This is a genomic window from Pseudoalteromonas sp. 2CM36K (assembly GCF_023161865.1).
GTDB classification, from domain to species: Bacteria; Pseudomonadota; Gammaproteobacteria; order Enterobacterales; family Alteromonadaceae; genus Pseudoalteromonas; species Pseudoalteromonas tetraodonis.
In genome coordinates this window covers 12,127-36,094 of record NZ_JALNTK010000003.1, presented here as the reverse complement: position 1 = coordinate 36,094, position 23,968 = coordinate 12,127, and the positions used below count along the sequence as shown (strand labels likewise).

The window sequence follows — 23,968 nt, the reverse complement described above, 5'->3', positions numbered from 1 at the left end:
CCTTTGGTTGTGATGCAGTGACAGCACAAAGCAATTGTTAATGTTTTAATAAGCTTTCAGTAATTTCTGAAAGTTTGCGTTATTATTGGCGTTTGTACAATTTTTGTCAATATGTATATTAGAAAACTTTAATATACCATGACATTACATCAGTCTATAAAATACGCAATCATCAATTAAGAGTAAGTTAGAAAAAAGTGGTGTGTTTTAAGCGTTTAACCTAGCCTTAAAACACGGTAAACTAATCGGTATGAATGCCGGGTTTACTTGTGAAAAAATAGCAAATGAAAAAAGATAAAAAACAACTACGAATTGGTATTGTGGCAGGTGAACTGTCGGGCGATATTTTAGGTGAAGGGCTCATAAAAGCGCTTAAAATACACTTTCCTAATGCAATCTTTGAAGGTATTGCAGGCCCTAAAATGCAAGCTCAAGGCTGCAGAACATTGTTTGATATGGATGAGTTGTCGGTTATGGGCTTGGTTGAAGTCCTTGGCCGTTTACCGCGCTTGCTAAAAATCCGCAAACAGTTAGTACAGCACTTTATTGAAAACCCTCCTGATGTTTTTATAGGCATTGATGCGCCGGATTTTAATTTACGTGTAGAAAAACCGTTAAAAGACGCAGGCATCAAAACCGTGCAATACGTAAGCCCTTCAGTGTGGGCGTGGCGTGAAAAACGCATTCACACTATAAGTGCAGCCACTAACTTAGTATTGGCTTTATTGCCTTTTGAAAAAGAATTTTACGACAAACACCAAGTACCGTGTACTTTTGTAGGTCATACATTAGCTGACGACATTGCACTTAAGCACGACGATAGCAAAGCCCGCAGCCAACTAGGCTTAAGTGCTGATGACAAGGTGTTAGCGTTATTACCTGGGAGCCGGGGCTCAGAAGTGGGCTTGTTAAGTGAAACCTACATAAAAACAGCGGCGCAGTTACAAGCGCAGAACCCAGCGCTTAAAGTCGTTGTGCCACTGGTGAACGAAAAGCGTAAAGCGCAATTTATTGCTATTTTAAATGCCACAGCGCCCTCTCTTAATGTTAACTTACTAGATGCCCAATCAAATTTAGCCATGCAAGCCGCCGATGCTATATTGCTTGCATCAGGTACAGCAACGCTTGAGGGCATGTTATATAAAAAGCCAATGGTAGTTGGTTATAAAATTAAACCCATGAGTTATTGGATTTTTAAAACCTTATTTACCTTTAATATTAAATATTTTTCGCTACCCAATTTATTGGCAGACGAAGAGTTAGTACCAGAGTTTTTACAAAGAGAGTGTAATGTCGCTAACTTAACAGCAGCACTTACCCCTATGCTCAATAGCGATAATAAAGAATTAAAAGCACGCTTTTTAGCTATACATGAAAAAATTAGATTAAATGCCAGTAAACAAGCAGCCAAGGCTGTGGCGGAGTTAATAGATGCAAATTGAACGACCTAATGTAACCTTAATAGCCGGTGTGGATGAAGTTGGTCGTGGACCGCTGGTGGGTGATGTGGTTACTGCCGCTGTTATTTTAAATCCCGCTAAGCCAATCGCAGGCCTTGCAGATTCTAAAAAATTAACGGATAAAAAACGCCAATTATTAGCCATCGAAATAAAAGAAAAAGCACTGTGTTACGCCATTGGTCGTTGTAGCCCCAGTGAAATAGATGAGCTAAATATATTACAAGCCACCATGCTTGCCATGAGCCGCGCGGTGGAAGCACTTAACACAGTGCCTGAATTTGTGTTTGTAGATGGCAACCGTTTACCTAAATTAGCAATGCCGGCACAAGCCATTGTTAAAGGCGACAGCTTAGTAGAAGAAATTTCAGCAGCCTCTATTTTAGCAAAAGTGGCTCGCGATGACGAAATGCTTGAGCTTGATGCGCGCTACCCACAATATGGGTTTGCAGGGCATAAAGGCTACCCAACTAAGGCGCATTTTGCAGCACTTGAGCAATACGGCGCAATTGATGAGCACCGTAAAAGCTTTAAGCCGGTACAGCGCGTGCTGATGCAAGCAAAGGGCGAGGCATAAATAATGGCTGCACCAGAGTTTGTACATTTACGCGTTCACTCAGACTTTTCGATGGTCGATGGCTTAGCTAAAACCAAGCCTATTGTCGCTAAAGCGCAAGAGCTTGAAATGCCCGCGCTGGCTATTACCGATCAAATGAACTTTTGTGGTCTGGTGCGTTTTTATGGCGCAGCGCATAATGCGGGTATTAAGCCGATTGTTGGTGCGGATTTTTGGGTACGTAGCCCAGAATTTCCCGACGAACCAAGCCGATTAACATTGTTAGCCAAAGATAACATTGGCTATAAAAATATTACTTTATTGATCTCTAAAGCCTATCAACGTGGCCATGTTTTTCATCGCCCTGTCATTGACCGTGAGTGGTTAGTTGATTTAAAAGAGGGGCTTATCATACTCTCGGGCGCCAAAGATGGCGATTTAGGAAAAGCCTTAATAAAAGGTAACCCCGCTATTGTTGAGTCGGTGGTCAGTTTTTATAAGCAGCATTTTAGCGATCATTTTTATATTGAGCTTATTCGTACCAACCGTGCCCAAGAAGAAAACTATTTGCACATGGCGGTGGAGCTTGCAACAAATGAGCAATTGCCAGTAGTGGCCACCAATGAAGTGGTATTTTTAAAACCTGAAAACTTTGAAGCTCATGAAATACGCGTGGCGATTTTTGACGGTTACACATTGGATGATAAACGCCGACCAAAGCGTTTTTCACAAGAGCAATACCTAAAAACGCCAGAACAAATGGCAGAGCTATTTAGTGATATTCCAGAAGCGCTACAAAATACCGTAGAAATTGCAAAGCGCTGTAATGTAACCGTGCAATTAGGTGAGTATTTCCTACCAGATTACCCGACGGGCTCACTAAAAATTGATGAGTTTTTGGTTAAGGTTTCACAAGACGGCCTTGAAGAGCGACTACAGTTTTTATTCCCTGATGAACAAGAGCGACAAGAAAAACGGCGCGAATACGACGATCGCTTAAAAGTAGAGCTAGATGTCATTAACCAAATGGGTTTCCCTGGCTACTTCTTAATCGTAATGGAGTTTATTCAGTGGAGTAAAGATAACAATATTCCAGTAGGGCCAGGACGTGGTTCGGGTGCGGGTTCATTAGTGGCGTACGCGCTTAAAATTACAGACCTAGATCCGCTGGAATTTGACTTACTCTTTGAGAGATTTCTAAACCCAGAACGTGTATCAATGCCCGATTTCGATGTCGACTTTTGCATGGATAGGCGTGATGAAGTAATTGATCATGTATCGGCCTTGTATGGCCGTGACGCGGTATCGCAAATTATTACCTTTGGTACTATGGCAGCAAAAGCGGTAATACGCGATGTAGGCCGTGTACTTGGTCATCCGTATGGGTTTGTCGATCGTATTTCTAAGCTTATTCCGGGCGATCCTGGAATGACCTTAGCCAAAGCGTTTGAAGTTGAACCCCGTTTGCAAGAAGCCTACGACGGCGATGAAGAAGTTAAAGACTTAATCGACATGTGTCGTATTCTTGAGGGTTGTACCCGTAATGCCGGTAAACATGCCGGGGGGGTTGTAATATCGCCGACCACAATTACCGATTTTGCGGCGCTCTATTGCGATGACGAAGGTAAGTTTCCGGTTACCCAGTTTGACAAAAACGACGTAGAAACTGCAGGGCTGGTAAAGTTTGACTTTTTAGGCTTACGTACCTTAACCATTTTGCAGTGGGCAGTGGATATGACCAATGAGCGCATGAAGCGCGAAGGCAAAGCGCCCATTGATATCAACACCATTCCACTTGATGATAAAAAAAGTATAGAGCTATTGCTGCGCGCTGAAACCACCGCGGTATTCCAGCTCGAATCGCGCGGCATGAAAGACCTCGTACGCCGATTAAAGCCCGATTGCTTTGAAGATATGATTGCACTTGTAGCTTTGTTTCGTCCAGGCCCACTGCAATCAGGCATGGTTGATAACTTTATCGACCGTAAACTTGGTCGAGAAGAAATTTCATACCCCGATGCGCAATACCAACACGAAAGCTTAAAGCCAATTCTTGAGCCGACTTACGGCATTATTTTGTATCAAGAACAAGTAATGCAAATAGCGCAGGTACTCGCCGGTTATACACTGGGCGGCGCCGACATGTTACGTCGTGCTATGGGTAAGAAAAAGCCTGAAGAAATGGCAAAGCAGCGCTCAACCTTTGAAGAAGGCGCACGTAACAACGGTATTGACGGCGAACTGGCAATTAAAATATTCGACTTGGTTGAAAAGTTTGCGGGTTACGGGTTTAACAAATCGCACTCAGCAGCTTATGCATTAGTATCGTATCAAACACTGTGGATGAAAACGCATTATCCTGCAGAGTTTATGGCGGCGGTAATGTCGGCCGATATGGATAACACCGACAAAATAGTGATCTTGGTGGATGAATGTGAAAACATGAAGCTCACCTTATTACCGCCAGATGTAAACGCCGGTGAGTTTAAGTTTACAGTAAACCTAAAAGGTGAAATTGTTTACGGCATCGGTGCAATTAAAGGCGTTGGTGAAGCGCCGGTAGAGGCTATTTTAGAGGCGCGCGAAAAAGGCGGCCCTTTTAAAGATTTATTTGATTTTTGTGCCCGTGTCGATTTAAAACGCTTAAATAAACGCGTGACCGAAAAATTAATTTACGCCGGTGCACTTGACCAACTAGGGCCAGATAAAACCCAAGCAGGGCGTGCAACGTTATTAGCAAGTTTAAAAGATGCCATGCGTGCAGCCGATCAGCACAATAAAGCTGAGCAACTTGGGCAAAGCGATTTATTTGGCTTACTTGCCACCGAGCCTGATGAAGTTGAGCAAGCGTTTATAAAAGCCACACCGCTTACCGATAACCAATGGCTTGATGGCGAAAAAGACACACTAGGCCTTTATTTAACTGGGCATCCAATAAATCAATATCGACGCGAGCTGAGACATTACACCAGTGGTAAGCTGGTGGATTTACAGCCAACCAATCGTGATGTACTCTCTACGGCTGCGGGCTTAGTTATTTCAACGCGAACCTTAATAAATAAAAAGGGAAATCGTTGGGGCTTAATAACTTTAGATGACAAGAGCGCCCGAATTGATGTACGCTTGTTTCCAGAACAGTTCGAAATGTACCAAGAAATGCTTCAAGTAAACAATATCTTGGTAATATCTGGACAGGTCAGCTTTGATAACTTCTCCGGTGGCATTACAATGACCGCCAGAGAAATAAACACCATTGCTCAGGCGCGTGAAAAGCGTATAAAAGCGATTAAGATGACGCTGAATATGGTGCAGATCGAGGCTGGTTTCTTCGATAAATTACAAAAAGTACTCGAACCATACAAAATGGGAACGTGTCCGATCAAGGTATATTATCAACGCCCCGATGCGTTGGTGCAATTAACCCTAGGGATCGAATGGTGTGTTACGCCAAGTGACGACTTAATTCATAAGTTATCGCTGATGGCAGCGCAAAATGTAGAACTAGAATTTAACTAATTAGGTAGTTTAGAGCATGAGCCTCAATTATCTTGATTTTGAGCTTCCAATTGCAGAATTAGAAGCAAAAATTGAAGAATTACAAAATGTAAGCCGCGCTGGCGAATTAGACCTTGGATTAGAAGAGGAAGTCAGCAAACTTAAAGAAAAGAGCGCACAAATGAAGGAGAAAATTTTCTCTGAACTAGGCGCTTGGCAAGTATCACAGCTAGCACGTCATCCGTTGCGTCCTTATACTCGAGATTATATCGAGCGTATTTTTACGGAATTTGACGAATTTGCGGGTGATCGCACGTTTGCTAACGACCCTGCCATTTTAGGCGGCGTAGCCCGTTTAGATGGTGAGCCTGTTATGGTGATCGGTCAGCAAAAAGGCCGTGGTACTGCTGAAAAAATTAAACGTAATTTTGGCATGCCAAAACCAGAAGGTTACCGTAAAGCATTGCGCTTAATGGAAATGGCTGAGCGTTTTAAAATGCCAATCATGACCTTTATCGACACCCCAGGTGCATACCCAGGTGTTGGCGCTGAAGAACGTGGTCAGTCAGAAGCAATTGCACGTAACCTAAAAGTAATGGCCGCACTAAAAGTACCTACAATTTGTACTGTTATTGGTGAAGGTGGTTCAGGTGGTGCATTAGCGATTGGTGTTGGCGACAGAGTAAACATGCTGCAATACAGCACTTACTCAGTTATTTCACCAGAGGGTTGTGCCTCTATTTTATGGAAAAGTGCTGATAAAGCACCACTTGCAGCAGAAGCAATGGGTGTAACAGCCGAGCGTGTTAAAGAGCTAGATTTAATTAATAATTTAGTTGATGAGCCGCTAGGTGGTGCACACCGTAATTATGATGCCATGGCACGCAATTTAAAAGTTCGCCTTAAGCGCGATTTAGCAGACTTACAAGCGTTATCGCTTGAAGAGATGCTTGATCAACGTTACAAGCGTTTAATGTCGTTTGGTTATTGCTAAACATAGCTAAACATAGCTAAACATAGCCAAATATAGAAAAAAGCCGCCTATGCGGCTTTTTTTGTTTTAAAATACCGTAACGTAGAGCCTTTTTTATTCGGGTTATTAGCAATTCACTCATTGGTTATAATAATGCACACATCACATATTTATCTGCAGGTACAAAAAGCCCTCAATCATTATATAGAAAACGGGCAATTCACATTTACTGTAGCCTTATCTGGTGGCGTAGATTCGGTGGTGTTGTTGCAGATAATGCATGGGTTAAAACAGCAGTACCCACAATTAAATTTAAGTGCAATTTATGTAAATCATGGCTTAAGTGATAACGCCCATCACTGGCAGCAATTTTGCCAAGCACGTTGTGAGCAACTTTCAATTGATTTTAAAGCGGCACACGTCATTATTAAGCAGCAATCGCGCACCAGTATTGAAGCGCAGGCTCGCGAAGCGCGTTATCAAGCGCTTGATGAATATAGCCCAAATGATAGTATCATTTTGTTAGGCCAACATTTAAACGACCAAGTAGAGACATTTTTACTTCGTTTAAAGCGCGGCTCAGGCTTAAAAGGGCTCGGCGCTATGCAGCAAACTCGTGTGCTTGAAAGTGGCCGTGAGTGCTATAGGCCATTACTTGGGGTAAAACGCAGCGAGATAGAAGCGTTTGCCCAGCAATTTAATATTAGCCATATTACCGATGAATCCAACGCCAATGAGCGCTTTGATCGTAATTTTTTGCGCCAGCAAATAGTGCCTAAGTTGGCAGAGCGTTTTACTGGGTTTGAGCAGTGTACAGCACGAAGTATTGAATTATTGCAGCAGCAACAAGCATTGCTTGATGAATATACCCAGCAAGATCTCGCACAGTGTCTTAACCAACATCAGGCGCTTAATATACAAAATATGGCTCATTACAGCGCTATTCGCATTGCGAATCTTCTGCGCGCATGGCTGGCTTTATTTACCCATACCATGCCTTCGCAAAAACAGTTAATGCAAATAATGAGTCAGGCTATTCATGCCAAAGCTGATGCGCAAATGGTTATTAAGCTAAGCGATGGACAAATACGCCGCCATCAAGGTTATCTGTATTTTGTGCAGCCGACGCCTTTAGCCGTTAATATTGAACGCGTAACAAGTCGCGAACTAGTGCTGAATGACGGACAAATACTACAATGCCTGCAGGGAATAGGTATACGCGCCCCTAAAGCTGATGAACAAGTCAGTGTTCGTTTTAACTGTAATAGTGCGCGTATTAAACCACTAAAAAAGCCCGGCAGTAATACCCTTAAGCATTGGTTTAAAGATGCAAAGGTAGCGCCTTGGCTACGTGCTGATATTCCATTAATTTTTTACAATGATGAGCTAGTTCAAGTGGTTGGCTATTTTATTAGTGATAATCACAAAGATGATACTGGTTTTATTTGGGAGTATAAATCATGAGTCAACAACCTCATGTTGGGCTGTCGCTTATAAATAAGGCACCTACTGGCATATTAATTACGCTATTGATTGCGGTTTTAGCGAATGTATTTTTAACCCATAATATTATTACTCTCTGCTACGCTGTATTGGGTGGTATGGTATGTGCCGCCATTTTACTTGCCTATTGGTTAGGTAAAGGGGGCGTGTTTTTCATTCTAGGGGTGAGTACGCCTTTACTGTTAGTGCTTTTTACACCGCTTACGACAATTGCTGCATTACTTAATTTACTCAGTGGTTTCTTTTTTGGCTTTTTCGCCATGTTACTAATTTACAAATACTTTATATTAAAAAAGTAGTATAAAAAAACCCAGCGGGGGAGGCTAGGCTTTTCAATCAGTAGGCTCTTTTATAGCTTAATAAGCTTTTGCGCAGTTTCGCCCAGATGCTTTTGCTTTATACAAGCCCTTGTCCGCACGAGAAAATATCTCGTTTTGGCAATCACCACTGTTAGTTAAGGTAAAACCAATACTGGTTGTTACATTGTACTTAGACATAATCGGTGAGTTTCGTACTAAATGCAAAATACGTTCAGCGATCACTTTATTGGTGGTGAAAGCCGGGTCTTCGATTAATATTGAAAACTCATCGCCACCAAAGCGAAATACCGAATCAGTCCCTCTAATACTGCTCGATAAAACCGTAGCAAATTCTATCAAAACGTCATCGCCAATTTTATGACCATAGTTATCATTCACTTGTTTAAAATTATCTAAATCAAGCAGCATTAAACTAAATGGATAGCCGTTGCGCCTATGATTTTCAAGCTTTTGTTGTAACATGTCATTAAATTGACTACGGTTGTTTAATCCGGTTAATGAATCTTTTGTGGCTAACCTTAATACACGGTTATACATAAGCGCATTACGCAATGGATAAATTAGTACACTATGAAAGTGTTGTAGCTTTTTCTCAATAGCCGCACTAAGCGGATACTTTGTATAATAAGTTAATGTGCCTAAGTACTCATTTTCAACTTTTAAATCAAACGAGTACGCTGGATTTTCAACATCACTATTGGGTGTTTTTACATCAATACTTGTTGCTTTAAAATGCACACCAGAAAAATTAAGCAGCTGTTTTGCAAAGTTTGCAAACGTACCTAAAATATCTTCTAAAACTAAGCTAGTTTGTAGTTTAGCCGCCAGCTCATGCAGTGATGTCGGTGTATTGCTATTATATTGCTCTGCTGAGAACGGCAAAAATTCGCCGCGACCAGAGATACGTTGTGTCAAAATATGAACGTTTTCCACTATTTATTCCCCCTATAGTATTACTTTTTATAACTAAGCAGGTTATATGCCATATTTACATTTTTGCTGAAACTTATACGGTTGCTATAGTTAAGTCACATTCCATTGATTGCTTATAAGGATTGCATTGCAAAATATTAATGCTCAGGTTTTTGGACTTTTAGTTGCTGCGGTTCTATTTGTATGGCTATTTAAGCGAATAGGGCTTCCCCCTGTGTTGGCTTATTTGGCAGTGGGTTTATTAGCGGGTGGTCATGGTGTTGGCTGGATAACACAAAGCCATGAGATGGACTTTATTGCAGAGCTAGGTATTGTATTTTTGCTGTTTAGTTTAGGTTTGGAGTTTTCTGTATCGCGCCTAATGGCAATGCGTAATATTGTATTTGGTTTAGGGTCGTTGCAAGTATTTGTTAGTAGTATTTTGCTGATTGTGATTCTGCATTTATTAAATTTTAATTTATTAACCAGTTTTACCATTGGCATTATTATTACGCTCTCCTCTACTGCGGTGGTTGCTAAATTTTTAAAAGAGAGTGGGGATTTAAATAAACGCCGAGGGCAATTAGCAATCGGTGTTTTACTATTTCAAGACATTGCGGCTGTGCCGTTACTCATTATTTTGCCTTTATTTGCCAGCAGTGATTCCAATAGTATTGGTTGGGCATTACTGTTAGCGCTGACTAAAGGCGCGTTTGTGTGTGTATTGCTATGGACTATTGGCAAGTGGGTTTTGCCCAAGGTGTTTAAAGAAGTGGCACTAGCACGGAGCGATGAGCTGTTTGTATTAACCACGTTATTGGTGTCTTTGTTTGCAGGGTTACTCACATACTCTTTTGGTTTATCGATGGCATTAGGGGCATTCTTAGCCGGTATGATGCTTGGTGAAAGCCATTACCGTCACCAGCTAGAAGCGGATATTCGCCCGTTTCGTGATATTTTAATGGGGTTATTTTTTGTTACCGTAGGTATGCAGCTAGATATCAGCTTTGTTGTTAATCATGCGAGTATTATTGTTGTTGCCTTACTGGGCATTCTAGTCTTAAAAATCGCCGTAGTGATGTTATCTTCTTTATTTATGGGAGAGCGAAAACAAGATGCATTAGCGTGCGCTATAATGCTGTGGCAAATGGGCGAGTTTGGCTTTGTGTTAATTGCACTCGCAGTACAGCATGACTTACTGAGTGCGGAGCAAGTATCATTTTTAATTGCCATGAGTGTAATTTCTATGGCACTCACCCCGTATTTAATCGATAAAACTCCCTTTATTTTAAAGCGACTGGGTATGTTAGAACGCGCTAAGTTTGCCTATGAAGATGAGCCACAAAGCAGTACGCTTTATAATAATCATGTAGTTATATGTGGATTTTCTCGGGTAGGGCAAACTATCGCTCGCTTTTTATCGCCAGAGGCTATTGATTATGTGGCCATTGAAAGCGACCCCATATTAGTGCAAGAAGGAAAAGCGGCGGGTGAACCGTTATTGTTTGGTCACGTTGAGCAAAAAGATATTTTAAAGTGTGCAGGAGTAGAGCGAGCACGCTTAGTGATTATTACTTTTACGGAATTTCAACAAACTCAAATAGTGATTGATGCCATAAAGCAGGTTGCTCCTAGGGTAAAAATACTCATAAGAACCCGTGACGACAGCCAATTGGAGCGTTTAAAAGATTTAGGCGTCACTGAGGTTGTGCCTGAGGCGCTTGAAGCAAGTTTAATGCTGGTCTCACATGTGTTGTCTATGTCGGGTGTACCAATGAGCCGAATAATTCGCCGTGTTAGTAGCGAAAGACGTAACCGCTATAAGCTATTACAAAGTTTTTTTGCAGGCGAAAACATTGACAGCGATACCAACTTGTTAGAGCGTTTAGAGTATTTACATGTAATAGCCTTACCAGATAAAGCATTTGCGGTAAACAAGGCTATTAGCGAGCTCAATTTAGCAAAAAGAAAAGTGCTAATTAAGGCGCTTCGCCGCGAGGGCGAAGAAATAGGCACACCACCAGAACACACAATATTGTATGCTAATGATATTTTAGTGTTGCAAGGCAAACCGAGGCGAGTAGAACGTGTTGAGCATTATTTACTTGATGGTATAGAGTAGCCCATCAAGCAATAAACTTACTCTAGCTCTAAGAACTTTCTGATCTCAGGTAATTTTGCCATACCATCGTCGTATCCGATTTGAATTAAATGCTGGGTGTAGCGTTTTTCAAATAACAAATAGCTGGTCAAACTCGACTGAGAGCGCTTTTTTACCCCGATTATACGTAATAAAACTTTTATCGCCCAAGGCATATCATCGTAATACTGCGCTGCAATGGCATTGAAGTTTTGCGATGGATTAATAATAAAGCTATCTATTTGTTTCAACTCTTGATGCTTATGCTTATTGGGCAATAAACCGAGTGTGCGGTTTATTCTGTCCAAGCGCTCTAGATCAGATTGCATAGTGTCGGTAAATACACTGTCGAGTAAATGCCCTGCCACGGCCGAAAGTCCCGGGAAATGTGCAGAGTATCCAGGAGGATGTGGCTCTTTGGGTTGATCAACCCCAATAATAAATATTTTATTTGCCCCTAAGTGAATAGACGGGCTTAAAGGTGAAAGCTGATGTATAGAGCCATCACCAAAATAGTGGTTATAAATATTCACACTTGGAAACACCATAGGAATGGCACTTGAGGCCATTAGGTGTTCAACATTGATACGAGTAGCACGACCTTCGCGTTTGGCTCGTTGCCAAGAATGCTGCGTATTTGACTGAAAAAAAGCAACAGAATCGCCAGTAGTATAACTAGATGCAGTAATAGACAGCGCCTCTAAATAGTCACGGTGTAAATTACGCTCAATACGATGTAAATCCAGTATATCGTTTAACAGTTTTCTAAGTGGTCGGTTATTTAACAAGCTTGCTGGTGGATGGTTTATATGTTCTGACTGGAAACTGGTTAAAATATTACGGGTAATATGACCAAACACACTTAAAAAGTCGCTTTTATATACCATCGAAGTTGAAAAGTTTTTCCATACTGTTTCTAGTTTTCTTACCGCTAAATGCATGCATGAGGCGTAACATGCTAAGGCCGCAGAATTAATTGCACCGGCAGAGGTGCCATTTATCACTCTAAAGGGCAGCGGGGCGGTTCTGGGCATACTTTGCGCTAACGCTTTCAAAACACCCACTTGATAAGCCGCTCGGGCACCACCACCTGTTAGTAATAAGGCAATTTTAGGTTTACTAGGATCGACTTGCTTAATTTTCATGTTAGGTATTTAAACTGTTCGCTGTCTTTACTTTATTTATTCACTGTAAGTCTTTAAGCTAGAAGAATCAAAGGATATGTTAGAGTCTATTTATCTTTCGAGGTTGAATTTTTATCAGTGTGTTTGTATTTTTAGGCAAGGAAGAGCCTATGTATTGTGGTTACTTCCCATAAATAGGCGATAACGAAGCTTAAAAACCAAACATCCTCTGCTAAGGGGGCTGAACAAATTTTAATCCGAAAGGTCAACAGACCCTACTTATTAATGAATATTAGTGTAAGTTAGGAATTAAATCTGTTTAGAGTACTCTAAACGGTATCGCATTTTTATATTTATGGAGTTCGTATGTCAGATAAACCATCAGAATCAGATGTTCAAAAACGTCCACCGAATAACAACCTTATCTTCGCAGGGGTTATTTTATTAATCATTATTATTGCCGCCGCGTTTATATTATTAAAACCAAGCGAAGCCCCAGAAACAGTTATGCAGGTTGAAGAACCCATAAAAGAGCAACCCGTTATGGAGCTAAAACCTGAAAACGATCCTGTGGTGGGGGCGCCATCGGTTAAGCCAGAAAAACCTGAAGAGTTTGCAGTGCCAGCACAGCGCCCAGACGTTGAGCCAGAGCCTGAGGTTGTACCTCTACCAACATTAAATGACAGTGATCCTGTCGTGGTTGCAAAATTAGATGAATACTTAGGCGATGCGGCAATGAGCCTAGTGTTAAACGATGATGTTATTCGTCGTGGTGTGGTGTTTATCGATAACTTAGCAAAAGGTAAGGTAGCTAAGAAACATACCCCAGTTGTAAAGTTAGAAGAAGGTTTTAGCGTAAACGAAGGCGATATTTTAACCATTGACCCTAATAGCTATGAACGCTACACCCCATATGTAAAAGTACTAACGAGTATGAGTGCCGCACAAGCTGTTCGTTTATATGAAGAATATAAACCGCTAATCAACAGTGCATACACTGAAATTGGCTATGGCGATGATGAGTTTACACAAACACTTGAAGATGCCATTGACTTGCTACTTGATACTCCAGAGCCAAAAGGCAGCTTACCTTTATTGCGTGACTCGGTTACTTATCAGTATGCGTTTTCTGAGTGGGAGCAATTACCCGCTGCACAAAAGCAACTTTTACGCATGGGCCCAGAGAACATGAAAAAAGTAAAAGCAGCGCTACGTAATATAAAAGCGCAGTTAGAGAGTAATTAATAACCGCTTTAACCACTAAACACTCTGCGATTGTATGTTAAGTATGCAATCGCACTTTCTTTTTTGATTATCCCTTGAATAATAGAATAAAAGTAGCGATAATCTCAATCGCGCCAACCAAGGCCCTCAATGGTAGTCTTATTGGTCCTCTCGCAACACTAGCAGGCGAACCTGGTCAGGCCCGGAAGGGAGCAGCCACAGTTTGTGACGTGTGTGCCGAGATGTGGCTGGTAAGACTGCCACCCAAATTCCTCATTTGGGTGTATTAAAATTCCATTTTTTAATATTTCTTATTTATATTATTCGTACACTAATTCTAGATCATACCTACTTAGCTAAATTTTTACCTTTATAGACAATAGCTAATGAGTGAGCAATAAGTGGGCGATTGCTATATTATTAGGGCTTTTAGGGGGATGCGCTAACCTTTTTACCTCTGTATTTTTTTGATAGCTCTGAATTTTTATTTGGTCAGACGTTTGTAATACTCAGTTTAGTGTTTGCTGGGCTTCGTTATTCCCTCCTTAGTTTAGCTATTGTCACTGGTTTTTTATTTTATCGCTGGGGGCATAGCTGGGCCAGTGTTGCTTATGTGCTTGAGCTGTTTTGGCTTTATACCTTTTGCTTAAAGCGTTCTAAGCCAATACTTCCTTTAGGTGCAGTATTTTGGTTTTTAGTCGGCTTACCACTGGTGTGGGTTTTGGGTCACTTTGTTATAGGCCTTCCTTGGCTCACGCTTGTTGTGGCTGCCTCAAAATACTTTATCAATGCCATGATAGCGTTAGCTTTGGTCGACTTAGTGAGTGTGTTTGTTACCCACGCAAGCCGGGCTTATCAAGGGCAGCCTCTGGCCCGTATATTAAGTTATGTTGTCAGTATCATTATTGTTTTGGTGGTTTTGATCACCAGTGTCTTTTTGGTTAATCAGCATTACTCGCGCTTAGAATACGAAGTAAATACGCAACTTAAAGAAAAATCACGCTCGATCAGTGCCCAGCTTAGTGACTATTTGTTGTTTCATAAAATGCAATGGTAATAACCAGTGATGCAATGAGTGCCGGAGCACCAATACAGCAGCTTGAGCGGCTAATGGCTTTATGCCCTGGTTTTGCAACTAGTCTGTATGCGAGCTCCGAAGGTTATGTTGAGAAAAGTATACCCAGTGAATTGCTCAGTGGTTTAAGCCAGAGTCAGCGTTATGTTAATGATCGTCCTTATTTCGCTCAAGCTAGATCAGTTAGAGCGGTTTATTCCCAATTTATTTGAGTATAAAGGGGATTTACTTGTTCTTGATGCCGATAAAAAAATAGTATTTAGCTCGTTAAGTCAGTTTACGGTGCTGACTGATTTTAAGCAGCAGGATCTTAGTATCCAACGTTTTAGTGGTAATCAGCTTTTTCGCTCAAACGATAACGAGGTGTACCATACAAATCAGTATGTTTACGACACTACAGGGTGGCAGGTTATATCGCTCTACAATCGTAAATATTTAAGCTTGGTGGTAGTGGATTCTTGGTTGCCCACTATGTTGCTGGGGCTATTTTCTATTGCACTGGTGGTATTATTTATCTATAAATTTACCCATTTGCTGGTTAAACCCATCATAGAGTTAACTCATTTAATTAACAGCTTTAGTAAAACTAAAAAACACGTATTTAATACAGACTCTAGTTGGTACGAAATACTGCAATTACAGCAACAATTTGAAATGTTGAGTAATGCATTTCAGCATTCAATCAAAAGTTTGCAAGCCTCTAATGTAAAAAATGAAGACCTTAATAAACAACTTAGCCAATTTAATCAGCAATTAGAAGATAAAGTAGCAGAACAAACAACTGAGCTAACACAAGCAGTTAAACTCGCTAATGAAGCAAATATCGCTAAGTCACAATTTTTAGCTAATATGAGTCACGAACTTCGCACACCTATGAATGGCATATTAGGTATGGGAGAGGTTTTGCTTCGAGATCAGTCTTTAAGTAATGAACAAAAAGAGTTGTTGCTCACGCAGCAAAAAAGCTCAAAAAACTTGCTTAATATTCTTAACGATATTTTAGATTTTTCTAAAATTGAAGCAAATGCCATGGAGCTAAATAGTAGACCCACGCAGCTAGCTCCATTTATCGAAAATATACGCTCTTTATTTACGCCGATTGTTAGTACTAAAGAGGTGGAATTTAGCATAATTCAAACCACAAATTTACCACTGTACATTAGTGTTGATGAATTACGCTTAAATCAGGTGATTATTAATTTACTCTCTAATGCGTATAAATTTACAGAGCAAGGCTTTGTGCGATTATCGTTCGATTATAACGGTAATAAACTTCAGGTTAGCGTTGAAGATAGCGGTATTGGTATTGCAAAGGCACAGCAATCATTATTATTTAGTGAGTTTACTCAAGCTGATGTTGGCGTTGCTCGCAAGTATGGCGGAACAGGGTTGGGGCTGGCTATTTCTCAAAAGCTGATAAAGATGATGGACGGTGAAATTCATTTACACAGCGAAGAGGGTAAAGGTAGTACGTTCACCTTTAGTATTAGTGCGCCAGAATCAGCAGAGGCTCCCTCAAAGTTACCTAAAAAAACAGCCTCGCAGCCCAGTCTTTTGGATAAACGTATACTGTTGGTAGAGGATAATGCGATTAACCGACAGGTGATTGCAAAAATGCTTGAGCCTACTAAAGCGAGTTTAACAATGGCTGAAGATGGCTTAAAGGCGCTTGAAGTCTTGAAGAATCAGTCGTTTGATTTGATTTTAATGGATTGCCAAATGCCCAATATGGATGGCTATGAATACACTCGCGCGATTAGAACCAATGAAATTAAAAGCGGCTTACGAGTACCTATAGTGGCGATCACTGCAAATGCTTATGAAGAAGATAAGCAGCGCTGTTTAATTGTTGGTATGGATGACTTTATAGCCAAACCCATTAATAGCGATGATTTATATACAGTGATTGGTAATTTACTCAGTTGAGCAGCAGTTGAAGAGCACACAACATAGATCACGGTTAGTATGCTAAGTGGCCGAGGCGTGCTCGGCGACTCATATTATATTTTTTTGGTCAGCCACATACCGCCAAGTACGGAAGCAAAAAATAACCAAAACTCTGTTTTAAGTGATACCAGTTGTACAAGCCCGGGGCCCGGGCACACGCCGCTTAAGCCCCAACCTAAACCAAATAAAATAGAGCCAGTAATTAACCGCGTATCGACCTTTTTTAAATCGCTAAGGCTTAGTTTGTCGTTAAACACCGGCGTGCCTTTTTTAGTGAGCCAAAACCATGCGCCCATCATAATGGTCATTGCAACAGCCATAACAATAATTAAGCTACCGTCCCATTGTTGATTAAAAGTGAGAAAGTTAAGCACTTTATCTGGGTTGGTCATGCCACTAATAATTAGTCCCAAACCAAATACAAACCCTAAAATAAGCGTAATAATTGCGTGCATGATTTACCCTACTAAATTAGCGGTGATAATGGCGATTGCCATAAACGTACAGGTTGATACCCATGAACGGGCCGAAAAGCGAGACATACCACATACGCCGTGACCACTCGTGCAGCCATTCGCTAACGTGGTCCCCGCACCGACCAAAAGCCCTGCAATAATAATCATCCAAGGCGATAAGTTTAATTCGCCTACTAACAGCTCAGGGGCAAATAATTGTATAAATACACCTGCTAGTAATAACCCCATCACAAAACACAGTTTCCAACGAGAAGCTGCTGCCAGTGGATTAAAAATTGATTTTATAAGCCCTGAAATTCCCGCTACTTTACCAAATAAAACCAGTAATAACGCGCAGGCTAGACCAATTAAACCACCGCCAATAGCCCCAGATAGTGGTGTGAATTCGGTTGTCATCGTTTAAATCCTCCAAGCAAGGGATAAACCCAATCCTGATTGTTCCATTGAAATTGATAGTTGTTGATTAGGCGCTAAATAGTTTGCACCTGTTACATTTTTAGAGGGTGAATAAAAAGCCATTGCGTTAAATTGCACCGCGTCACTAAGCGCATGACTAATGCCTGCTGTAAAATGCCATTCTTGCACACCGGGCGCTAAAATATTAAATAAAATGTCAGATGATGGAATGGGTTGCTCAGTATAAGAAGCACCAAACCTAATTTTTTGTTGCTCAGTGCGTTGCCATTGATAACCCAGTTTATAAATACTCATATCGTGCCAACCAAAGCCTGCTCCGGCTTCAGCCCCTAGTGGCGCTGACATTAAATTAGTAATAGGGTTGGCGATACTTTTTACTTCACTGTAATTTATTTTTTGCCAATCAAACACCACTTGGTGCGATGGTAAAAACTGCCAGGCGGTACCGATCTGAATAGAGCTTGGTAAATCAAACCCGCCTTGCTCTGCAAACAGAGGCCGCTGTAACGGTCAAATTCATCCAGAGACACTGATGAACGGTAACTGGCGCCCCAGCTAAATGACGAATTAATAATGTGGCTGATCCCAAGTTGCATTCCAATGCCTGTGCTGGTATCAACGCCATTATTAGACAGCGCCTCTGGCTTTTGCGAAAAGGCGGCAAAATTTGCCAAACCTTGTGCTTCAAATTGTTGCACTACATAAATAGCAGAAACACCTAGGCGTATTTGTTCATTTAATTGATAGCTCATGGTTGGACTGACAAATAACCGTTTTAAGTCAACACCAGTGGTGCCGCCATAAAATGTGCCTTGAGGGGCAGAAGCAGCCACATATTCTGTGTTCATTCCGCCGTTACCGTAAACTAATAGGCCAATATTAATGCGCTCATTTAATTGATGGCCAATAGCAAATTCGGGAATTGCAAATAAGCTGTTATCACTTTTTTTGGTTGTTGCGTCCAAATACAGTGCATTGGTAAAGTATTCATCGACCTTTGCAGCGGTGTAGTTACGCTCAGGAGCAAATAATTCTATGCCTACCGACATTTGCGTGCCATTAGCTGAAAAAGTAGCCGGGTTATTTGCACCCGACATTAACTCTTCTGATAACGCTACACCAGCACCTGCCATGCCTTTGTGAGTCATACCGTAGCCATGAGTAAAATAGCCATTCGTTGCAAATACATTAAATGTGCTTAACGCAGAGGTGAAAATAAGGCCCGAGAGTAACTGTTTTTTCATTTAAATTGAGACTAAGTAGAGAAAGTTGGCGAACAATAGCTAACTTTTTATATTCTAAAAAAGAACTTTAAAAGATTATATATACTAAAAAGCATATTGTTTGTGGATGAGGAACAAGCAAATAAAAGGGCTTACAAAGGAGAGATAAATACGTTGGAGTAAAATAGCATTTTTAAGCGCTATTTTACTCCAGCCAAGTAATTTACATTGACTCTAATTTCATACCGCGTGTCTCTTTAATGTATTTAACCACAAAGAACACACTAATAAACGCCGAGAGAGTGTAAAAGCCATAGGCGCCTGCTAAACCAATACTACCTAGCATAATCGGGAAGGTCATAGTAATAGCAAAGTTAGCTATCCACTGCGCACTGGCAGCAACTGCAAGCGCTGCACCACGGATGCGGTTATTAAACATTTCGCCAAGCAGTACCCACACAATTGGGCCCCAGCTTAAACCAAAAAATACCACAAACAGGTTAGCCATTATTAAAGCAAAGGTACCCATATTTTCGCTAAGTGCTAACTTGCCCGCTTCATCAAGGCCTGCACTGCCAAAGGTGTAGGTAAGTGCACTTAAACTAATAAACATACCTATACTACCTACCAATAATAGTGGCTTACGTCCCACTTTATCAACTAAAGCAATGGCAATAAAGGTCGATAAAATATTAGTGGTACCCGCAAGCACGTTTATAAACAGTGATTGTGATTCGTCAAAACCAGCGGCTTGCCAAAGCTCTGAACCGTAATAAAATACCACGTTAATACCAACAAATTGTTGAAACACTGACAAGGCCACACCCACCCAAACAATAGGGTGTACCTTTTTACTGCCATCGATAAATAAATCGCGAATACTTGGTTTTTTATCGCTTTGCAGAGACTGCTTTACGTCATTGATTTGCGCATCAGCATCATCGTCTGAAATTTTATTAAATACAGTTTTAGCGTGTTTAAGCTTGCCTTGTGCAACTAAGTAGCGCGGTGACTCAGGGATAAACAAGACCCCAATTAAAAATAAGCCTGCAGGAACCAGTTCAGCCCAAAACATCCAGCGCCATGCAGCTAAGTCTAACAGTAAAATACCCTCGGCACCGCCTGCGGCATTAGCAATTAGGTAGTTACTTAAAAAGGCAGCAAACAGACCCAGCACAATAGCAAGCTGCTGCAGTGTTGCTAAACGGCCGCGTAAGCTGGCAGGTGCTACTTCTGCAATATAAGCCGGCGCTAAAACAGATGCCGCACCTATACCTAATCCACCAAATAAGCGGTAAAAAATAAACTCAGCTGAGCTATCAGCAATGCCAGAGCCAAATGCACTGATAGCAAATATAAGTGCAGTGACAATCATAATAGCGCGACGGCCAAATTTGTCAGCTAATGGGCCAGCAGCTAAAGCACCCAGCGCACAACCAAGTAAAACAGAGGCAACATTAAACCCTGTTGCTACACTGCTTGAGTTAAATGTATTACCTAATGCCGATACGGTGCCATTTATAACGCCTGAATCAAAACCAAATAAAAAGCCACCAATGGCGGCAACAGCCGATATAAAAATAACGTATAAAAGTGAGCACTTTGTCTGTGCGCTTTGCTCACCTTTAGCTGCATGCTGTGTTGTCATGTTGTTCAATCCTAATTTTTATTATGTGTAATGAAGTTAAAGTACCACTAATAATTTGCGGGCAACCTTAGCACAGAGTAATCACGCTAAAAAAGATATTTCAATAGTAATACGTATGCATAAAAAATTTTTATTGGGTTGATAAAAATAATGAGATGCTAGATACTGTTTTTATATACAGTGCAGGCGGTTTTTATGAGAAAAGAGTTACCAGCAAAATATTATTTGGCACATTTTAAAGAGCTAATAGGCTTTGTGAGTGATAAATGTATGCATTTACTTGAGCAAAAGCACATTACATTTATTAATAAAATAAACACACTCGACGAGCAAAGCCAATGCATGCTAGCACGTATCTATTCTCGTAAACCTTATTTAGTGCAAGCTCAGTCATTAAACTATGAAGAGATTATTTCGCCTTATCAGGCACTTTTTAATTTAAAAACAGCTGGGTTAGTCTGTGAACCCTCACAAGCAGACGCTAAGCAACTGCTTAGTCATTTAACAAAGCCGGCCTTAATTGAGTTGTTAGCTCAACAAGAGCTGCCACCATTATTTAAAAAAAGTGCGGCTAAAAGTTGTTTAGTTGAAGTCGCTATTTCATTTTTTGAATCTAAGCCAGAGCGTCTTTCGCATTTGTATAATCAGTACGTGATCAATAATAGAGAAGAGTATTACGAGTATTTTGAATTTTTGTATCTTGGCAGGCTCAGTGCCGGTGATGTTAATCATCAAAACCGGTTTGTACTAAGAGATTTAGGGGTAACTCCTGTTAGGCAAGGGCATAATGAAAGTTTGTCTCGCTTTGACTCAATTGAGGAAGCGCAATCTAACTATGTGTTAAACCGTTTTCGGTTAGCTGTTAAAAACGCGAAAGATGACAATGAAAATGAGACGCTAGCAAAACAGTTAATAAATGAATTAGCAGTAGGAGTTATAGCTCGAGAGCTAAAGAATAAGTTATTGGTCATACTTTATAAGCAACTAAAAACAACTAACCCTGTATTAGCGTTTGATGTACTTAATGCCTGCGAAGACGATGCGCACGCACTAGAAATTCAAATAAGAGAGCAATACCGTTTAGGCAATAAAGAATGGGTAAAGGCGCAACTTGAGAAAATTATAGAAAATCCGCTCACCGATGAGTTATTGTACTTTGCGGATGACTTTTTAATGCGAAAATTTAACAAGCAAACACGCTCACGGCTTAGTGAAATGTTAGCCAGTACACGCTGTATTATAGAAGTTGATGAGCTTTACCGTGGCGATGTTGAGTTAGGTGTAAGTGAGCACTACACTCGTCAAGGCAAACACGTTTTTTATACTGAAAATACGTTGTGGCAAAGCTTATTTGCGCTGGTTTTTTGGCAAGAGCTCTTTATTGAAACCCCAACACCACCTTGTAACGAATTTGATATTTTCCCGCAAGCGTTAAAAACAGACACATTTTATATAAATCAATCCTCACAAATAGAAGCGCGGCTAGCTGCGTGTAGTAGTGCCCAGAAATTGCTGCGTTTAGTGTGTGACCATGCCGCGAAGTATTATGAGCAACCAAATGGCTTATTTAGGTGGCACAAAGATGTATTAAAGCCAGTAGAGATGCTTATATTAAATAGCCCAATAACGGCTTTACTTCAGCATTTAAAAAATATGGCAAAAAACTACCGACAGCTAAAAGATGGTTATCCCGATTTAATGATTGTTGATAACAATAGCGTTCATTTTGAAGAGGTAAAAGCGCCCGGAGACAAGCTTAAAAGAAACCAACTAGTGAGTATTGAAAATTTAAAAAACAGTGGTTTTAAAGTCAATATTGCAGCGGTAAACTGGTATGTAGACCCTAACCGTATTTATAGTGTGGTAGATATTGAAACTACAGGAGGCCTCAAAGGCGGTAACCGCATTACCGAAATTGGTATTGTTAAAATACAGCAAGGCAACATCATTGATACATGGACTACGCTGATAAACCCAGAGCGGCCCATCCCTCGTTTTATTACCAAACTAACCGGTATTAACGATGCCATGGTAAGCAATGCGCCCATATTTAGCGATATTGCAGAGCCGTTACTGAATCAGCTCTCAGGCAGTATTTTTGTGGCGCATAATGTTAATTTTGATTATGGCTTTATTAAAAAAGAGCTTGAGAGGGTGGGAATTAATTTTAAAATGCCAAAACTGTGTACAGTCGTTGAATCACGCAAAGCATTTAAGGGATTAAAGTCATACTCACTCGGTAATTTATCGGCACACTTTAATTTAGATTTAACCAATCATCACCGTGCATTAGACGATGCCAAAGCGGCCGCGCAGTTATTGCTACTAGTTCAACAAACAGACAGCCAGTGATAAATTTGAGCCAGTTAAATGTATTGTACTTAAAGTAGTAAAGTAGCTTGGGTATAAACACAGGGTATTAAAAATTAGGTTTATCTATTTTTAAATGGGTGATTAAAACTGCGCTAATAAAATAATCGCTGTAAGCTTTACAATCCCATGATAATGTTAAATTTATGCTAACATATTTTAGGGCGGGTGTTTTAAAAGTGGTGTATGTTTCTGGGCAAAAACAATAATAAATTAAGGATAATAATGAATCATCGACAATTGAGTGCCACTTTGCTGATATTGATGGCTTTAATAACTGGCTGTAATTCGTCACCAATAAGTCTTTACAGCGATAATACCATGAAGAAAAAAGAATATAATGGTGTTAAGGCATACAGAAAAGGGCAATATTTAGAGCAATAACTAAGCTTAGTATGGGGTGGTTGGGTGTTGCTGCACAAGCAGGCGTTGAAAATTGGTCACAACAATATGATACTTTTTATACTGCTGCGACAACACACGAGAAGCAACAAATAGATGCAATTGTGGCCGTTTATATTGAGCAGTTTAGTGTTAAAGCTCAAAACATGACCTGCCGTAGGTCAACATCACCGAGACGAACATTCGGCGAAATTAAAATTGATTGTAATAAACACGATGGTGTTGTCACCGTTCATGAAATACAAACAATAGAGTAAAGCTAGTTACTAACTAGCTTTTTCTCAAAGTCACTTTTTACGATATCGAGCGCTTTTAATACTTCTTCGGGCTCTACGTCGTGTTGCTCTAATATCATAATTAAATCCACAGCAAGTTTTATGTGTGTAGGGGCGTCTTCTAGCGGGTTACTCATTAATATCTTTCTTTTTAGCAATCTGATCAATCGCAAAATTAATAGCAAGTTCAACGCGTTGCTGCATATCTAAACGATCTGTTTGAGTTAAATAAAATGCCATATCTACATCGTATCGAATATAACGTGGGGGTAATTGATTGAGTACGGTACAGCAAAAGTCAGCCATTACATCGTCGTTGTAACGTTCATTAAGTTTACGTTTTTCTATTTCTTCTAAAACGAGTTTTTCGTAAAAATTGTGTATGTCGTCATCTAATCGCATATTCCAGTCACTTTTTGTTATTGTCTTTA

General features: G+C 40.5%; 18 protein-coding genes, 1 other RNA gene and 2 pseudogenes. 12 read left to right on the top strand and 9 right to left on the bottom strand.

All coding sequences use genetic code 11. The features are described 5' to 3' along the window. The first annotated feature begins 284 nt into the window (after positions 1-284). The 6 genes from lpxB (at position 285) to MTN97_RS02205 (ending at position 8,283) form a co-directional block, all read left to right on the top strand. Positions 285-1,442: a lipid-A-disaccharide synthase gene (gene lpxB / locus MTN97_RS02230; RefSeq protein WP_248473582.1), complete on the top strand. Its 1,158-nt coding sequence runs from the start codon at positions 285-287 to the stop codon at positions 1,440-1,442. Then, positions 1,432-2,034, top strand: coding sequence for a ribonuclease HII (gene rnhB / locus MTN97_RS02225; protein WP_036981958.1), 603 nt, complete (start codon positions 1,432-1,434; stop codon positions 2,032-2,034). Before lpxB ends, rnhB begins: the two co-directional genes overlap by 11 nt. 3 nt (positions 2,035-2,037) lie before the next feature. Beyond that, positions 2,038-5,529, top strand: coding sequence for a DNA polymerase III subunit alpha (dnaE, locus tag MTN97_RS02220; RefSeq protein WP_248473581.1), 3,492 nt, complete (start codon positions 2,038-2,040; stop codon positions 5,527-5,529). A 16-nt stretch (positions 5,530-5,545) separates the two neighbouring features. Beyond that, entirely contained in the window at positions 5,546-6,502 is a 957-nt protein-coding gene (accA, locus tag MTN97_RS02215; RefSeq protein WP_008110950.1) for an acetyl-CoA carboxylase carboxyl transferase subunit alpha, read from the top strand. A 132-nt stretch (positions 6,503-6,634) separates the two neighbouring features. Further along, entirely contained in the window at positions 6,635-7,945 is a 1,311-nt protein-coding gene (gene tilS / locus MTN97_RS02210; RefSeq protein ID WP_248473580.1) for a tRNA lysidine(34) synthetase TilS, read from the top strand. Next, positions 7,942-8,283, top strand: coding sequence for a hypothetical protein (locus MTN97_RS02205; RefSeq protein WP_248473579.1), 342 nt, complete (start codon positions 7,942-7,944; stop codon positions 8,281-8,283). Before tilS ends, MTN97_RS02205 begins: the two co-directional genes overlap by 4 nt. Positions 8,284-8,340: 57 nt before the next feature. On the opposite strand, the gene MTN97_RS02200 is transcribed toward MTN97_RS02205, so the two are convergent. Further along, the gene (locus MTN97_RS02200; protein WP_036981963.1) at positions 8,341-9,237 is read right to left on the bottom strand and encodes a GGDEF domain-containing protein; all 897 of its coding nucleotides are present in this window, start codon (positions 9,235-9,237) and stop codon (positions 8,341-8,343) included. A gap of 127 nt (positions 9,238-9,364) precedes the next feature. Here MTN97_RS02200 and MTN97_RS02195 point away from each other — a divergent pair, with 127 nt between their 5' ends. Further along, positions 9,365-11,338, top strand: coding sequence for a monovalent cation:proton antiporter family protein (locus tag MTN97_RS02195; RefSeq protein WP_248473578.1), 1,974 nt, complete (start codon positions 9,365-9,367; stop codon positions 11,336-11,338). A 17-nt stretch (positions 11,339-11,355) separates the two neighbouring features. On the opposite strand, the gene MTN97_RS02190 is transcribed toward MTN97_RS02195, so the two are convergent. Then, positions 11,356-12,501, bottom strand: a complete 1,146-nt coding sequence (locus tag MTN97_RS02190; protein WP_036981966.1) for a patatin-like phospholipase family protein — start codon at positions 12,499-12,501, stop codon at positions 11,356-11,358. Positions 12,502-12,846: 345 nt separating this feature from the next. Here MTN97_RS02190 and MTN97_RS02185 point away from each other — a divergent pair, with 345 nt between their 5' ends. The 3 genes and pseudogenes from MTN97_RS02185 to MTN97_RS02170 all read left to right on the top strand — a co-directional run bounded on the left by MTN97_RS02185 (position 12,847) and on the right by MTN97_RS02170 (position 16,705). After that, positions 12,847-13,725, top strand: a complete 879-nt coding sequence (locus MTN97_RS02185; protein WP_248473577.1) for a DUF3014 domain-containing protein — start codon at positions 12,847-12,849, stop codon at positions 13,723-13,725. A gap of 139 nt (positions 13,726-13,864) precedes the next feature. Further along, positions 13,865-13,961: signal recognition particle sRNA small type (ffs, locus tag MTN97_RS02180), an RNA gene on the top strand. Between the two features lie 133 nt (positions 13,962-14,094). After that, positions 14,095-16,705, top strand: a pseudogene (locus MTN97_RS02170) (response regulator). 74 nt (positions 16,706-16,779) lie between these two features. On the opposite strand, the gene MTN97_RS02165 reads toward MTN97_RS02170, so the two are convergent. The 5 genes from MTN97_RS02165 to MTN97_RS02150 all read right to left on the bottom strand — a co-directional run bounded on the left by MTN97_RS02165 (position 16,780) and on the right by MTN97_RS02150 (position 20,490). After that, complete coding sequence (locus MTN97_RS02165) at positions 16,780-17,181, bottom strand: DUF6691 family protein (protein WP_036981992.1); 402 nt, start codon at positions 17,179-17,181, stop codon at positions 16,780-16,782. A 3-nt stretch (positions 17,182-17,184) separates the two neighbouring features. After that, entirely contained in the window at positions 17,185-17,598 is a 414-nt protein-coding gene (locus MTN97_RS02160) for a YeeE/YedE family protein (RefSeq protein ID WP_036981994.1), read from the bottom strand. Between the two features lie 3 nt (positions 17,599-17,601). Continuing rightward, a complete protein-coding gene (locus MTN97_RS17845; protein ID WP_312842957.1) occupies positions 17,602-18,030 on the bottom strand; it encodes a hypothetical protein in 429 nt (142 codons plus the stop codon). Next, positions 18,009-18,863, bottom strand: coding sequence for an OmpP1/FadL family transporter (locus MTN97_RS17840; RefSeq protein ID WP_282447286.1), 855 nt, complete (start codon positions 18,861-18,863; stop codon positions 18,009-18,011). Before MTN97_RS17840 ends, MTN97_RS17845 begins: the two co-directional genes overlap by 22 nt. Positions 18,864-19,065: 202 nt before the next feature. Then, the gene (locus MTN97_RS02150) at positions 19,066-20,490 is read right to left on the bottom strand and encodes a sugar porter family MFS transporter (protein ID WP_248473574.1); all 1,425 of its coding nucleotides are present in this window, start codon (positions 20,488-20,490) and stop codon (positions 19,066-19,068) included. 195 nt (positions 20,491-20,685) lie between these two features. On the opposite strand from MTN97_RS02150, the gene MTN97_RS02145 reads away from it, so the two are divergent. Then, entirely contained in the window at positions 20,686-22,842 is a 2,157-nt protein-coding gene (locus tag MTN97_RS02145) for an exonuclease domain-containing protein (protein ID WP_248473573.1), read from the top strand. Positions 22,843-23,085: 243 nt separating this feature from the next. Then, positions 23,086-23,519: pseudogene (locus MTN97_RS17995) on the top strand (sel1 repeat family protein). Between the two features lie 2 nt (positions 23,520-23,521). On the opposite strand, the gene MTN97_RS02130 reads toward MTN97_RS17995, so the two are convergent. Then, a complete protein-coding gene (locus tag MTN97_RS02130; protein WP_081762898.1) occupies positions 23,522-23,674 on the bottom strand; it encodes a YbaM family protein in 153 nt (50 codons plus the stop codon). Continuing rightward, the gene (locus tag MTN97_RS02125) at positions 23,667-23,939 is read right to left on the bottom strand and encodes a late competence development ComFB family protein (RefSeq protein WP_013465384.1); all 273 of its coding nucleotides are present in this window, start codon (positions 23,937-23,939) and stop codon (positions 23,667-23,669) included. The genes MTN97_RS02130 and MTN97_RS02125 overlap by 8 nt, the downstream gene beginning before the upstream one ends. Between the last annotated feature and the right edge of the window lie 29 nt (positions 23,940-23,968).